Origin of the sequence: Clostridioides sp. ZZV15-6597, assembly GCF_020657815.1 — a bacterium.
Lineage (GTDB): Bacteria > Bacillota > Clostridia > Peptostreptococcales > Peptostreptococcaceae > Clostridioides.
This window is the reverse complement of the sequence record NZ_JAGWCT010000025.1, coordinates 1-14,818: the sequence shown is the minus strand read 5'-3', so window position 1 is coordinate 14,818 and position 14,818 is coordinate 1. Positions and strand designations below refer to the sequence as shown.

The following is a 14,818-nucleotide window of genomic DNA, read 5'->3' as shown; positions in this document are numbered from 1 at the left end:
TTTTTTATGGTAAGTAAATTGTTTTTATTGAATTTACTTACCATATTTTGGTTATAAATAGTTATTTATCTCCATTCAGTTACATCATTTAATTTTAATCTAGGTCTTTTTGATGGTTGTTCATCAGGATAACCTAAGGATATTGCTGCAACCAATTGACTATTTGTATCTAACCACTCACATAATTTATGATATGCAAAGTACACATCACAAATCCAAAGACTACCTAGGCCTAACTCTACAGCTGTAAGAGACATATTTTGAATTGCAGCTCCAATTGATTGTATATTTGCCATTTCATAAAAACGTTCTTCAGCAGATAAGTTTTCTAAAGGTGACTTTCCTAACTTGTTTAAAATAAAAATTGTTATGGGGGCTTGTTTCATAATTTCAACAGTATAATTTGCTCCTGCAATATGTTGGCGACTTTCTGGAAGAAGTCCATTGTTATCAATTTCATTTTGAATACCTTTGCTCATAGCTCTAAGCATAGATTCTTTTTCTTTTTCAGTGACAACAATAAATTTCCATGGTTGTCTATTTTTAGATGAAGGTGCATTTATTCCAGCTTCAATTATTTTCTCTATAGTTTCATGTGAAATACTTTGATTTTTATATTTTCTAATGCTACGTCTTTTCGATATAGAATCGCTTATCATTGTAGTAACCTCCATTTAGTTTTGTTAATTTTTCAAGTATGGTTTTTTATTTTAAAGATTATATTAGTTTTAAACATATATTTACATAAAATATGTTTATATAAAATATATTTACGTTATGTTTACATAAAACATATTTGCATATAGAAAAATTGTTTTAATTATTTTATCATTAATTTAGAAAAAAGTCATTGTCTTTAGAAGTAGAGCATAAGAATTCTGGTAAAAATAACACTAAAAATTTAATATAGTTTTATCAAGGTATTAGTACTTGTATATTTACATTAAGTGATTAATATACTATAATTATCTAAACATAAACATAAACATAAACATAAACATAAACATAAACATAAACATAGACATAAACATAGACATAGACATAGACATAAAAACAAATATAAATACTGATGAGGTGATGTAATGAGATTGGATATGGATAATCTGTTGTATATACTAGTTTATATGACATTATTAGTATCTATCCTTGGATGCATAATTTACTTTTGTAAAGACCTCTTATATCATAGAGTTAAATATGTTTTGATAAGAAATATATTTATAAATAGATTTACATATTCTGAAAAAAGATTGCCTAAGCATTATATTGTTTTTCAAAAATATGATATTTGGAGGTATTATAGTATATTTTAATTTGAAATGATTCTATTACAGTTCAAGAATTTAAAATAAAAGGAGAGAATAGAATGGATTTCATTTCAAATATACTACAAGAGGTATTAAATATATTATTTAGTTTTACAGGAGATTTTGGGATTGCAATAGTACTTATAACTTTAATAGTAAAGTTGGTACTAATGCCATTGTCATTAAAACAAAGATTTTCTATGAAAAAACAACAAGAATTGGCAGAAAAAATGGAACATATAAAAGAAAAATATAAGGATAATGCTAAAGAACTTGAAAAGCAACTACAGATACACTCTGTAGAAAGTATGAAGAGTATGATTGGGTGTTCCACGATTTTACTACAAATGCCAGTAATATATGCACTGTATCATGTATGTTTAAACATGCCAAAGGGATTTACAACAGTTATAATTCCTTGGATTGCTAATTTAAATACAGCTGATAATTTATTTATACTACCTTGTATATACACATTAACTATGCTAGCTCCAAATTTGATAAATTATATACCATATTTTAAGGTGAATTCTCAAAGAACATTTAATAAACAAACGGTTATAATGACTACTATAATGAGTCTTATATTAACTGTTAGAACTCCAGTAGCCTTAGGTCTATATTTTATAACAAGTGCAATTTATACATTAATTGAAGAGATTTGTTTTAGCATATATTTTAATCAAAAAAATAAACTAGCATTAAAATAATATAATAAGTATTTTTAAAATTTTTAGCCTGCCAACATGAAGCAAAGTTGGCAGGCTATTTTTATAAATTGGTAGATTATTTTTAGAAACATGTTATTTTCTAAAAAACAGTTACAAAATAAATAAATTAATATAAACTAAAATAAAGTTAAAAAACTGAGGTGATAAAATAATAATGGCTAAAATACTAGTTGTAGAAGATGAAAAAAGAATGCAAGATATTATTGTAGAATATATGCAAAAAGGAGGGTATACTTGCATAACTGCTGATGATGGAGTAGAAGCACTTACAATACTAAAGAATACTGATATAGATTTAATGATATTAGATATTATGATGCCATATTTAGATGGATTCTCAGTATGTAGAGTTTCACGTGAAATGACTGATATACCTATTATTATGTTGACAGCTAAAGGTGAAGAAGAAGATAAATTAAAAGGCTATGAGTATGGAGCTGATGATTATATAACAAAGCCATTTAGTCCAAAGGTACTACTAGCAAAGGTGACAGCCTTACTTCGTAGGTATACTGTCGATATTCCAAAAAGTTCATTAAGTGTAGGTAAGATATTTATTATACTGAAGTCAAGGCAAGTATATGTAGAAGATAAACTTATTGATTTAACATATAAGGAATTTGAATTATTACGTTTATTTGTGGAAAATCCTAATCAAGTTTTTTCTAGAGACAAACTATTGAATTGTATATGGGGATATGATTTTGAAGGAAATACACGAACTGTAGATACACACATAAAAACTCTGCGTAAAAAACTTGGTAATGAAGGTCATCATATAGTTACATTAATTCGTTCAGGATATAAGTTTGAGGTTAAATAATGGATAATTTAAGAAAGTTTATAAATAAATTAAAGAATGTAAATATGTCAAATTGGATTAAGACAAATTTTGGATTATACTCAGTGAGAAAGAAAGTATTTTTTCTTTCTAAATTAGCAGGAGCAACTATTATATTGTTTTATCTTATTGTTGAGGAACTTCCAGTAAATAGTAAGTTTGGATTTTGGATTTGGTTTATAGTAATGATTATATTTATTTTAGGTATTGATTTTTTATTGGGAAGGTTTATTTCAGAGCCGATTACTTCTATAAATAAATCTGCAAAGAGTATGTCACAACTAGATTTTTCTAATCCGTGTACTGTTAATACGAATGATGAATTTGGAGAGCTTTCTAGGAGTCTAAATACAATGTCTACAAATTTACAACAGGCTTTGTTAGAACTGGAAGATGCAAATATCCAACTTGAAAAAGATGTAAATAAGGAAAGAATGTTATTAGAGCAAAGAAAGGAATTAGTGGACACAATTTCACATGAAATGAAAACACCACTTGGTATTATTCGTGCCTATACAGAGGGTCTTATGGATGAAGTTGATGAAGAGAAGAAGAAGCTTTATATGAACATCATTATAGAAGAAACTGATAGAATGAACAATATGATTGTATCTTTATTGGATTTATCTGCTTTAGAAGCAGGAGTCTCTAAACTCAATCCAGAGCGTTTTGATTTTATAGAATTTGTTGAAACTGTAGCAGGGCGTCTATTAATTGATGTTCCAGATATTGATTTTTATTTTACTTATGATTTGCCAGAAAATAAAGTTTTTGTTGTTGTAGATAAAATGAGAATGGAGCAAGTAGTAGAAAATTTAATTATCAATGCAAAAAAGCATGTTAAATATAATGGCAATTTAGACTTATCTGTTATATGCTGTAATGATTTACTTGTTTTTAAGATTTATAATGATGGTAAGACTATAGATTTAGATGAGATTCCAAAGATTTGGTCTAAATTTTATCGTAGTACTGAATCTCAAAGAAAAGGTGGTTCTGGTCTAGGGCTTGCTATTGTTTCACAAATACTTACAATGCAAGGTTTAAAATATGGAGTTAAAAATCGTGATAAAGGAGTAGAGTTTTATTTTATGATTCCAGTTGATGATGAGTGAAGAATAGCTTATAAATCATAAAAGATAAAAAATAAAAATACCTAATAAAAAAAATTAATAAAAAGTCTTGATGAGAAGTATTTAATAAAAAGTCCTGTTTTCTTGGTGAAAACAGGACTTTTTATTATTTCACTTCGATTTCACAAGAGAGACACTTTGATTTCACTTAATGGCAATAAAATAAGTTAAAGAAATAAATAAAACATAATCACTAAGTAAAACAGGAGGGTGAGGTATTTGTGAAATGGTATACGTGGTTAATTATTGTATTAATAGTTTTAATTTCTATTCCATTTAAAGTTAAATTTATAAAATGGTGGGATAGACGACAAAAAGAAAAAAAGGACAAGGAGGATTATGATATATGATAAAAGTCAAAGAACTGACATTCTCTTATGGAAAAGATAAACAGATATTACATGGACTTGATTTTGATGTAAAAGAAGGTGAGATATTTGGATTTCTTGGACCTAATGGTTCAGGAAAATCCACAACACAAAAAATTTTAAATGGAGTTTTAAAAGGGTATGGTGGTCAAGTGTCTCTTTTTGGCAAAGAAGTTGAAGAATATACAGACTCTTTATATCAAAAGATTGGTGTCCTATTTGAGTTTCCATATTTATATACAAATTTAAGTGCAATTGACAACCTTGAATATTTTTCATCTTTTTATCCTAAGAGACAGAGAAGAGATATAGGTGAGATTTTAGATTTGTTAGAGTTTAAGAAAGAGTTCATAAACAAGCCTGTATCATCTTATTCAAAAGGAATGAAACAACGTATCAGCATGGCAAGGGCATTGATAAGTAATCCAAAACTGTTGTTTTTAGATGAGCCTACTAGTGGGCTTGACCCATCTGGAGCTGTATTGTTCCGTAAAATTATTGAAGAGGAACGAAAAAAAGGAACAACTATATTTTTAACTACTCATAATATGTTGGATGCTGATTTAATGTGTAATAGAGTAGCTTTCATTGCAGATGGCAAAATCATAGCAATAGATAGCCCTAAAAATCTAAAGGTGAAAAACAGTAATAATAAGGTTGAAGTTGAGTTTATACATCATGGTAAACGAGAGGTTAAGAGTTTAGATATAGAGGAATTGGAATCTGGTATGACTTTTGAGTATGATGAAATAGTGAGTGTGCATTCAAAAGAACCGACCTTAGAAGAAATTTTTATTAAATATACAGGAAGGATGTTATATTGATGTATTCTAAATTTTTTACTTTAATGAAAAAAGATTTACGGATGATTATTTATGGCAAATTCTTTATATTAGCATTTTCATCTCTTATACTTTATTCATGCTATATTAATTTTGGCTATATAAAATTTATGGATGAAGATTCCTATCACAATAGTGTTTATATGTACGAACCAGAGAATACAAGTGTGTATGAATCTCCATTAATTCATCCTGTTTCTTCTATTGATGAATTAAAATCAAAACTATCTGAAGATACAAATGCAGTTGGGATTGATGCTAGTGGGAATAGAGCAAAAGTAATTTTGCATGAAAGTCTTGAAAGAGTTGATAATTATAGAGCTGATTATGCATTGTCCTTGTTACTATCAGAAAAAGATAATGATGTAAAAACATCAGGAAAAGATGAAGTAATTCAAATCGATGATAAAGAGACATCTGAGATGAAACTTAGAAAAGAAATGACTTGTGAGATTTTGTTTTTTGAAATTGTAGCAATTGGATTTTTAGGTATTGCTTCTTTACTATTTAAAGAAAAGCAAATGGGTGTAATGCGCATAACAGGTATTTTGCCTGTAAAAAGAAGTCTTTTTATATTATCAAAAGTATCTATATTTCTGATATGTGACCTATGTTTTACAGTGCTTTTGTTAATAATTAATGTTGGATTGTTTGAAGGAATAAAAATACTACCTCAGGTACTAGTTCAAACTGGAATTTTATCCATAATTATGTCTTTAGTTGGATTTGGATGTTCAATGTTATTAAAGGATTTCAAACAATTCTCTCTTGCATATCTTTTAGTTGCAGTGTTTATAACTACACCTGTGTTTTTATCTGCAAATACATCTTTTGAAATAAGTTGGATTAAATATCACCCTTTTTATCATGTTTATAATGAGTTAAAAAATGCTTTTTTTATAAGTTTCTCAAGTGAAATTAGTTATTTTATTGCATGCTTTCTGACAATAATAGTTCTTTTTTTACTTGTTAAATATGTTTTTGATAAAGAATTGATTAGGGAGGGATAGTGTTGATTGGATTACGATATCAGTTGAAGAGTATAAGGAAAGATAAAATGTGCATAATTTCCTTCTTTTTACCAATTGTTATGGCTGTTTTAATAAATTTTGTTGGAACTATTGATATATCTTCTATAGGAGAGTTGCAATTTGGGACAATAAAAAACAACCTTTCTACACAAACAGAGCAATGGCTAAGTAGATATGGGTCAGTGAAACAATATAAAACTAAGAATCATTTAATAAGTGAAGTTAAAAACATTAAAACAAATACAATTGGGGTTATTAGTAATGGTGAGGGGGTTCAAACTATACTTTATGGAAATGAGATTAATGCTATAAAAAATGTAGCAAAGATGTTACCTAAAATTTTTATACTAAAGGGAAATTTAGAAAATATTGAGGTTACAATACTACCTAAAGATAATGTGTTAAAAGAATTTCAAAATATTTTTATTGCTATGATTCTAATTACAGCTATGTTTATGGGATGTACTTTTAATGCAATGAATATCATATCTGAAAAAGAAGATGGAATTTCATTTATCAATGAAATCTTACCACAAACTAGGAGTCAATATATTATTCAGAAAATATTTATAGGTTTTCTATGTGGGTGTCTATCTTCAATTGTAACTGTCTTTATATGTCTAAGGATTTCAATGTTAGATATGGTAATGATGTTGTTACTTATCATATTTTCGACATTTATATCATCACTAATAGGTTTATTTATTGGTAAACTATCAGAAGGTCTTATGGTAGGGATTATTTATATTAAGTTAATAATGATTTTATTTATAGGGACTCCATTACTGGTATACATTTTAGGCGTTGATATTAGAGGAATAGGCAATTTATGTTATATAATGCCATCGATAGCAACATTTAAAGGAATTATGGAAATTATTGATGGAAATATTACTGTTATAAAAGAAGTTGTAGTTTTAGTGGGACATTGTATTGTATGGTTTTTGCTGTATATGACTTTAGATAAGAAAAGAAATCTATTTTTTAGTAGATAATTAAATCTAATTGCTTGATATACTTATATTATATGTTTATTATATGATTAAGATGGATAGATAATTTGATTATAAAGACTTATGATAAGTGAAAATATCTTATTAAAATGATTTTTTATAATGATACTGTTCAAAAACTTCATGATTCCAATAATTAGAGTTGTTCAAGAATTAAGAATACTATAGAAAGGGATAATATATTATGAAAATGCCCAATAAGATTGAAAATATTATGCTTGCCCCTTGTGGTATGAATTGTAAAGTCTGTTATAAACATTGTTATTCAAAGAAATCTTGTCAGGGATGTTATGTAAGTGATTTGGGGAAACCAGAACATTGCAGAACGTGTAAGATAAAAGAATGTGCAAAGATAGAAAAGATTACATATTGTTTTGAGTGTGAAAAATTTCCATGCAAATTGGTCAAAAACTTGGAAAAAAGCTACAATAAAAGATACGAAGAGAGCCTTATAAAAAACAGTCTTTTAGCGAAAGAGTCTGGAATAAGTACTTTTATGGAAGAAGAATTAAAAAAATGGACTTGTGTTTATTGTGGTGGAATTATTTCTTTACATGACTCTGAATGTTCTGAGTGTCATGCTAAAAAGGAATCAAAATAATAATAAACTTATTGGCATATTACTTTTCTCCGTTTCATTTAATCTTTGATGTAAATGAAACGGAGATTATAAAATTTGAACTAGGCTAATTAAAACTATCTTAGTGTATTACTTAATTTTCCTAGTGCATTACTTAATTTCTATAGTATATTACTTAGTTTCCTTTGATTTAAAGATACCTTGTGCATAAAATTGCCTTGAGTAAGGAATAGATAAAGCAAAAAATGCAATTATTACGCCTGAAACAATAATCAAACTGTTAATAGATAATATATCAGCGAGTGGTCCAAAAAGTACCATCCCAAGAGGTATAAGACCAGTATATATAATAGTAGGTAAGCCCAATACACGACCTTGCATTTCTGGTACTACATGTTCTTGCAACATGGTCATAGCTGTTGCTTGAATAATTGGAATTGAAAAACTGGTAAAAAACATAAATATAAAAAATTGCCAAGCTTGTGTAACAGACCCCAAAATAATGGAAAAGATGGCGTAAGATAACATTGACAAGAAAAATGTCTTATTTCGATTTTTAAAGCCACCAAATATTCCTATAACTAATCCGCCTAAAACCATACCTGCAAAGCCAATCATTTCAATAATAGATAGATAAACATAGCCTTTACCAAATGTACGCTCAATCAATAATCCTATAAGAAAGCCTGATGGTACACAAAGAAAAATGAAAGCTCCATAAGTAAAAACTACTTTTCTAATAAATTTATCCGAAAAAGAGTATTTTATTCCAGATATCATGTCTGCTAAAAATGATACTTTTTCAGTCTGTTTTACTATATTATGTTTAGGTATTTTAATGAAGCAAAGTAATACAATAGCTATAATTGCAGTAATGATATCAATTAAAAGTACCTGAGATATTTTATTGCCTAGACCAAGAATTGCTGCGGCTACAACAGGAACTATAAATTGTACTATAGATTGAAGACTGCCATTTATACCATTAAAACGCATCAAGTGTTCTTCTGGTACAAGTTGAGGAATCATTGCATTTACAGCAGGTGTCTGTACACCACTTCCTAAAGAGCGAATAATGGATACGACTGCAATTGCGATTAATTCATTTTCTCCTTTAATTCCTGACATCATAAGCAGAAGTAGTATCAGTGTAGAAGCAGCGATTATGGCATCAGATATAATGATGAGTATTTTTCGATTGTAGTAATCTGCCCATACTCCTGCAAAAAAAGATATTAGCATTTGTGGTATGAAGGAGCATATGGTTAAAATTGTTACCCATAGGCCTGATGATGTTTGAAGTGTGATATACCATATCATTGCCATCTGTACAAGTGATGAACCAAATAGGGAAATATATTGGCTCACTAAAAAGGTAATGATTTTTTTCTTCCATGTAAAATGAGTATTTTTGTTTTCCATTCTATTCCTCCTTTGATTTGTGTGTTTAATTTTTCTCGCTCTTAAGAATAACACACAAATCAAAGTATGGAGTTAGAGTGGAGGGTTAAGAAAATTGTTCTTTCATGCTTTGAAGATGAGATTTCATTGCTTTTGCGTTATATTCTGCCTCTTTCAATGAGGTTATCAATTTGTCACATACTGAGATGATTTCATCGTCATCTTTTGGAGTGTCAATAACAGTTTTAATATTAGCATTGGGATTACAAGACAAAGCATTTAACATTCTTAAAATAGCTGAAAGAGAATAGTTTGCACAACGTAATGAATTAATAATTTTAAGACGCTTTATATCTTCATCAGTATATACACGATAACCATTTTGTTTTCTTTTTACTTTTAACAACCCGTTCATTTCCCAATTTCTTAAAGTGTCTATTGTGACATTTAGGTGTTCTGCGGTTTCTTTTCTAGTTAAAAATAACTTGTCTGTTTCATGTGTGTTTCCTTTTAAAATCTCTGTAACAATAGTGATTGCTTCTTCAGCATTTGATTTTTCTATTTCTAATTGTTGTAAGTAATGACTCACAAGACAAATAGCTTTGTCAAAATCTTTATTTGCTGATGTTCTGACAATCTCAACTGCATTTTTTCTCAATCCTCTTTGTGTAACTTCAATTTTTAAGGCTGTACGAGCAAATTTAAATTGCTCTATATGAAAATCGTTAAAGATACGGTAGCCATTAGGATTGCGTTTAGGTTTAGGTATTAGTTCAAGTTCTTCATATAAACGTACTGTATTAGGATGTATACCAATTAAATCTGCTATTTCTGATGTCGTGTAGGTATTCATTTATATTCAACTCCTCTTGTGTATATAGCATCAATAATAATATCACTAAACTAAAGTCTGGTGTTATAGTGGAGGGTTGTTATAATCATTCTATATACAACTATTCTATTATAGAAGTAAGTATATGTTTTTTAATAAACTGCCATCTATCACGAGGTTTAAAAACTATCTTAGATGGTATTGCTATCACCAAGTCATAGTGTGGTATACAACAGATAGCATTTCCTCCAGCTCCCATTGCTGAGTACCAAAGAACTCCATCTTCTTCACATAGCCACCATAGATAACCATACTCATTGGAATTCATTTTAGTTGATTCTTCAATCCATGATTTAGATATAATACGTTTATTATTCCAAATACCATCATTTAAATACAGAGAACCAAATCGTAACATATCTCTGGCACTCAATGTAAGTCCCCAGCCACCTGTAGTATTACCTTGTCTATCTTTTGCCCAACCTTTAAGGTTTTTTCCAAACAAATCTTCAAAGCCAAAATCTTTTATATCATAATCTGGTATTTCTCTCATACCAATAGGTTTGAATAGATGTTCATTAGCAAATTCACGAGCACACTTTCCTGTGGTATTTGTAATAATAGCTGAAAGTAGGTGGACTCCGGCCGAAGAATATTTGAAAGTTCCAATATTTTTGTTTTGACCAAGTTGATTTAGGGTGTATTTTACCCAATCTCGTTGCTTAGAAAGTCTCTCCAATGACTCAGTTGTATTTTTAAAAGGGTATGGTGCAGTCATTGTAAGCAAATGGCGTATAGTTACTGCTTTTTTGTATATATCAGCAGGGCTACAATTATATTCAGGGAAAAAATCAACAACTTTTTGCTCAACATCCTTTATATAACCCTTGTCTATTGCGATACCAATTAGGGCTGATATGATACTTTTTGTGACAGATGCAACATGAAAAGTATCGTCAGCATTATAACCATTATAATATTTTTCAAAGACGATATTTCCTCTTCTTGCTATGATTATTGCGTTTATATTACTATATTGTGAGATTATTAAAGGTTCAAGTTGTGAAAGTTTTTTTGAATCCATTCCAACACTTGAAGGGTCTATATTTTCAAATTTCAAATCTAAGCAGTAGTCTTTATCCATTATAAATACCTCCCTGTTATAGACTTTGAGTTTTCTTTTAGTTGTTGAGGAGAACCCTCTGCAATGATATATCCGCCTTTGTCTCCACCTTCTGGACCAAGTTCAATAATCCAATCACAAGTATTTAGAACTTCTATATCGTGTTCAACAACAATTACAGAATTTCCATTTTCGACTAGTTCATCCAACAATTGAATTAGTTTAGCAGTATCATATAAACTTAGACCAGTAGTGGGTTCATCCAATACATAGAGAATATTGCCTTTTCGCTTTTTGCCAATCTCTTTTGCAAGCTTGATTCTTTGAGATTCGCCACCACTTAAAGTAGGGGTAGGTTGACCTAGCTTTATATAACCCATACCGATTTGTTCTAGTACTTTTAAGTGTGAAACAATATTTGGAGTATCTTCGAAAAAACTAACAGCTTCGGATACACTCATATTTAGGACATCATAGATATTTTTATTCTTATTTTTAATGGATAGGGATTCATCATTAAATCTTTTTCCATGACACTCATTACATATACTGTCCATACTTAAATTATTTCCCAACCAGATTTTTTCATATCCGCTACCACTACATTTAGAACAAGCACCCTTTGAATTGAATGAAAAATGTCCAGCAGTGAAATTTTGTTTTATTGATTCTGGTTGACCTGCAAATAAAACACGTATCTTATCCCATATACCAATATAAGATGCAGGTGTTGAGTTCATATTTCTACCAATAGGAGTTTGAGATATTTCTGAATATCCAGAGATATATTGTGTACCACTTAATTTATCTGAAATAGTTTCTACAATTGCATAATCATCCTCATCACTTACTTCATTTTCTTTAATAGTTGCTTTATTATTATTTGGTTGATTATTGAAGTAACTTCTAAGAAGAGGTAGTAATGTATCTGATATAAGGGAACTTTTTCCACTGCCAGATTTTCCAGCTATTCCAATCATAGCACCTAAAGGTAATGATGCAGTAACGTTTTTAAGATTATTCGTACTTGCATTTTGAACAACTATACAAGGCATTTTTTCAATATCCGTAATATTTTTAGATGCTGTTCTAGTAGGCATGGAGTATTTTCCTGATATATATTGTCCAGTAATTGACTCATTTGACTTAAGCAGACCTTCTAAATCGCCTTGATATATTAACTGTCCACCTTCAACACCAGCTTTTGGCCCTATATCAATAATATGTTCTGCCATATTAATTGTATTTTTATCATGTTCAACTACAATGACAGTGTTACCTAAATCTTTTAAATCTTTAATGGATTTTAGAATATCGATTTTTTCAGATTCATGTAATCCCGCAGTTGGTTCGTCAAGTACGTAAATTAATGAATCCATTTCTGAATCAAGGTGAGAATTTAAAAATAGCCTTTGTATTTCTCCACCACTTAAAGTTGACATCTCTCTGTACAAGGACAGATGACCTAGTCTTGATTTTATTAGATTGTTTGTCTTAATCAAAATATCATTTATCAAATTTTTACCTAGAGTAGTTAGTTTGTCTTGATTTAATAAGGACTTTAGGAATTCATGAACTTCTAAAATGCTCATTTTTCCAAGTTCACCAATATGCTTTCCATTTAATAAAACTTGGCGTGCTTCTTCACCAATTTTAAAACCATTGCACTCAGAGCAAGTAGTCATGCTATAAATACCATTTAAGTCTTCACCTCTTTGGTGACGACCATGAAGTACTTTTGCTAAAGAAGAACTTCGTTTTCCATTTTCATAATGGCCATAGAGTACCTCGTTTTGTACTTCCTCAGGCAATTGTAAGAATGGCATCTCTAAATAATCTTTGAATTTTTTAGATAGAACTCTCAAATATCCTGGTGTAATTTGGGCTCTATCTAAAACTTTTTTTAGGGTAGTGTGCTTATCCAAGATAAGTTTTTCAATATTAATTTCAAAGTATGCTCCACGTCCAGAACACTTCATACACATTCCATCTGAAGATGTATATGAAAAATAACTTGGTCTTAATCGTTCTTCCTCATTACCACAATTATTACAAATAAGATTATTGTCTACAGGAGTGTTACACGCAGAACATAGTACTTGTCCTTCTCCTGCATATAATAGTGTAAGCATACTAATAATATTGGTTCTAGTACCTACTGTTGAACGAGGATTACTCTGACGAATGATATTTTGTTTAACAGCTATAGTAGGAGCTAATCCTTGAATGTTATCGAATTTATTCTCATTATCAATGCCTGAAAGTATGCCTAAGGACTGTAAGTACTGTTTACGCCCTTCCTCAAATACAATATCAAACATAAGACTGGACTTACCTGAGCCACTGACACCTGTTGCAACTACAAGCTTATTTTTGGGGATAGAGATATCTATATTTTTTAGGTTATGAATTTTTGCTCCTTTAATTTTTATTTCTTTCATTAATTCACCTCATTTTATTAATTTTATCAAACTATAAAATTGGGATGTTTTAATCCTTAATATAAGAAGAGGTTAAGCGAAATCATAGTATTAAAAAGACTCTATAGGTAAATATATATCAACTATATGTTTATTTTGTGGGTGAGTATTTGGGTCATTAAGGTATACTTCAAAAGGGAAAGAATTACGTAATTTATGCTCATCATTTGATAGCCATTCATTATACATAAAATCCCAAGCATCACTATATTCATTTTGAAAAATACTAAAATGTCCCACAAGATATTTACCAGAAGGTATTGTCATATTACCAAGGTCGCTATTTTCTTTGACAACAATATTATCTGGAATTGTCATACAAATACTAGTCCTCAAATGATGTTCTTGTGTAAATTGAGGATTATCATGATAAATAGCTAATATATTTGTCTTTTCAAGTTCAACTAGATTCTGCTCATTTGCATATTCAAAGAGTTTTTCTACAATCTTTGGAAAATGACTAGCTAAATTTCCATATGACCCAGTGTATCTAATATAAGCTGTATTTACATTATCAAGTTCTAAGATTTCAATTTCTCCTTTAACCTCTCTATTATTTTTAGATTTAAGTTTTGATATGTATCTATTATACTGAGAAATTTTATATGGTTCTTTGCAATTCTTGCTATAATTATTTCTATATTTTATAGGGCTTATCTTATAGTAATTTTTGAATGCTCGCGAAAAAACCGCAGAATCAGTAAAACCAAAATAATGTGCAATATCAGTAATTGTCATGTCAGTACGATGAATAAGAAAAGACGTGGCTCCTTCTAGTTTTAACCTATTTACATACTGTGATAATGTTTCTTTTTCTATCGCTTTGAAAATCCTATGAAAATGAAACTTTGAAAAACCTGCTATATTAGAGAGCTCTTCAAGAGAAAGAGAATCATACAAATGCTCTTCTATATAGTCCTGTACTTTGCAAATACTACGTAAGTATTCTTTTTTACTTTGGGAATCAGTCATAAGTATACCTCCTTATTACAAAAATATATATTTTAAATATCCTTATTTATAGTAAATAAAGCGTTGAGTATGTGAGATTTAAAGTAAACAAAATGTTAAATAGATTTTTTATTAGGAATTTTTCTTATATATAATAACAATTTATATTATAAGAGAATTAGTAT

14 protein-coding genes are annotated in these 14,818 nt (G+C 29.2%); 8 read left to right on the top strand and 6 right to left on the bottom strand.

The genetic code is table 11. From position 1 onward, the window contains the following. Nucleotides 1–65 precede the first annotated feature (65 nt). The gene (locus KGF52_RS07905) at nt 66–659 is read right to left on the bottom strand and encodes a nitroreductase family protein (protein WP_227839727.1); all 594 of its coding nucleotides are present in this window, start codon (nt 657–659) and stop codon (nt 66–68) included. A gap of 707 nt (nt 660–1,366) precedes the next feature. Here KGF52_RS07905 and KGF52_RS07900 point away from each other — a divergent pair. From KGF52_RS07900 to KGF52_RS07870, 8 genes are all read left to right on the top strand, one after another. After that, a complete protein-coding gene (locus KGF52_RS07900; RefSeq protein ID WP_227839726.1) occupies nt 1,367–2,017 on the top strand; it encodes a membrane protein insertase YidC in 651 nt (216 codons plus the stop codon). Between the two features lie 175 nt (nt 2,018–2,192). Beyond that, nucleotides 2,193–2,861, top strand: a complete 669-nt coding sequence (locus tag KGF52_RS07895) for a response regulator transcription factor (RefSeq protein WP_227839725.1) — start codon at nt 2,193–2,195, stop codon at nt 2,859–2,861. Next, nucleotides 2,861–3,994 carry a sensor histidine kinase gene (locus KGF52_RS07890; protein ID WP_227839724.1) on the top strand — a complete coding sequence of 378 codons (1,134 nt, stop codon included), beginning with the start codon at nt 2,861–2,863 and terminating at the stop codon, nt 3,992–3,994. Before KGF52_RS07895 ends, KGF52_RS07890 begins: the two co-directional genes overlap by 1 nt. A gap of 239 nt (nt 3,995–4,233) precedes the next feature. After that, nucleotides 4,234–4,362 carry a hypothetical protein gene (locus KGF52_RS21425; RefSeq protein WP_304521268.1) on the top strand — a complete coding sequence of 43 codons (129 nt, stop codon included), beginning with the start codon at nt 4,234–4,236 and terminating at the stop codon, nt 4,360–4,362. Then, complete coding sequence (locus KGF52_RS07885; protein WP_227839723.1) at nt 4,359–5,204, top strand: ABC transporter ATP-binding protein; 846 nt, start codon at nt 4,359–4,361, stop codon at nt 5,202–5,204. The genes KGF52_RS21425 and KGF52_RS07885 overlap by 4 nt, the downstream gene beginning before the upstream one ends. Next, complete coding sequence (locus KGF52_RS07880) at nt 5,204–6,232, top strand: ABC transporter permease (RefSeq protein WP_227828361.1); 1,029 nt, start codon at nt 5,204–5,206, stop codon at nt 6,230–6,232. The genes KGF52_RS07885 and KGF52_RS07880 overlap by 1 nt, the downstream gene beginning before the upstream one ends. Before the next feature lie 2 nt (nt 6,233–6,234). Next, a complete protein-coding gene (locus KGF52_RS07875) occupies nt 6,235–7,248 on the top strand; it encodes an ABC transporter permease (protein WP_227839722.1) in 1,014 nt (337 codons plus the stop codon). Nucleotides 7,249–7,450: 202 nt separating this feature from the next. Further along, a complete protein-coding gene (locus KGF52_RS07870) occupies nt 7,451–7,867 on the top strand; it encodes a DUF3795 domain-containing protein (protein ID WP_227839721.1) in 417 nt (138 codons plus the stop codon). Nucleotides 7,868–8,017: 150 nt separating this feature from the next. Here the strand turns inward: KGF52_RS07870 and KGF52_RS07865 are convergent, their stop codons facing one another. From KGF52_RS07865 to KGF52_RS07845, 5 genes are all read right to left on the bottom strand, one after another. Beyond that, nucleotides 8,018–9,268 (bottom strand): MFS transporter, encoded by a 1,251-nt coding sequence (locus KGF52_RS07865; RefSeq protein ID WP_227839720.1) that lies wholly within the window; start codon nt 9,266–9,268, stop codon nt 8,018–8,020. Nucleotides 9,269–9,353: 85 nt separating this feature from the next. Continuing rightward, a complete protein-coding gene (locus KGF52_RS07860; protein WP_227839719.1) occupies nt 9,354–10,100 on the bottom strand; it encodes a MerR family transcriptional regulator in 747 nt (248 codons plus the stop codon). A 100-nt stretch (nt 10,101–10,200) separates the two neighbouring features. Further along, nucleotides 10,201–11,223, bottom strand: a complete 1,023-nt coding sequence (locus KGF52_RS07855; protein ID WP_227839718.1) for a serine hydrolase domain-containing protein — start codon at nt 11,221–11,223, stop codon at nt 10,201–10,203. After that, nucleotides 11,223–13,643, bottom strand: a complete 2,421-nt coding sequence (locus KGF52_RS07850) for an excinuclease ABC subunit UvrA (protein WP_227839717.1) — start codon at nt 13,641–13,643, stop codon at nt 11,223–11,225. Before KGF52_RS07850 ends, KGF52_RS07855 begins: the two co-directional genes overlap by 1 nt. 90 nt (nt 13,644–13,733) lie before the next feature. Then, the gene (locus KGF52_RS07845) at nt 13,734–14,654 is read right to left on the bottom strand and encodes a GyrI-like domain-containing protein (RefSeq protein WP_227839716.1); all 921 of its coding nucleotides are present in this window, start codon (nt 14,652–14,654) and stop codon (nt 13,734–13,736) included. Between the last annotated feature and the right edge of the window lie 164 nt (nt 14,655–14,818).

What these genes read in the sequence shown, in the direction of transcription:
- KGF52_RS07865 (WP_227839720.1), bottom strand. Translation starts at nt 9,268, where the DNA reads ATGGAAAACAAAAATACTCATTTTACATGGAAGAAAAAAATCATTACC.
- KGF52_RS07885 (WP_227839723.1), top strand. Translation starts at nt 4,359, where the DNA reads ATGATAAAAGTCAAAGAACTGACATTCTCTTATGGAAAAGATAAACAG.
- KGF52_RS07870 (WP_227839721.1), top strand. Translation starts at nt 7,451, where the DNA reads ATGAAAATGCCCAATAAGATTGAAAATATTATGCTTGCCCCTTGTGGT.
- KGF52_RS07890 (WP_227839724.1), top strand. Translation starts at nt 2,861, where the DNA reads ATGGATAATTTAAGAAAGTTTATAAATAAATTAAAGAATGTAAATATG.
- KGF52_RS07895 (WP_227839725.1), top strand. Translation starts at nt 2,193, where the DNA reads ATGGCTAAAATACTAGTTGTAGAAGATGAAAAAAGAATGCAAGATATT.
- KGF52_RS07855 (WP_227839718.1), bottom strand. Translation starts at nt 11,223, where the DNA reads ATGGATAAAGACTACTGCTTAGATTTGAAATTTGAAAATATAGACCCT.
- KGF52_RS07860 (WP_227839719.1), bottom strand. Translation starts at nt 10,100, where the DNA reads ATGAATACCTACACGACATCAGAAATAGCAGATTTAATTGGTATACAT.
- KGF52_RS07850 (WP_227839717.1), bottom strand. Translation starts at nt 13,643, where the DNA reads ATGAAAGAAATAAAAATTAAAGGAGCAAAAATTCATAACCTAAAAAAT.
- KGF52_RS07905 (WP_227839727.1), bottom strand. Translation starts at nt 659, where the DNA reads ATGATAAGCGATTCTATATCGAAAAGACGTAGCATTAGAAAATATAAA.
- KGF52_RS07845 (WP_227839716.1), bottom strand. Translation starts at nt 14,654, where the DNA reads ATGACTGATTCCCAAAGTAAAAAAGAATACTTACGTAGTATTTGCAAA.
- KGF52_RS07900 (WP_227839726.1), top strand. Translation starts at nt 1,367, where the DNA reads ATGGATTTCATTTCAAATATACTACAAGAGGTATTAAATATATTATTT.
- KGF52_RS07880 (WP_227828361.1), top strand. Translation starts at nt 5,204, where the DNA reads ATGTATTCTAAATTTTTTACTTTAATGAAAAAAGATTTACGGATGATT.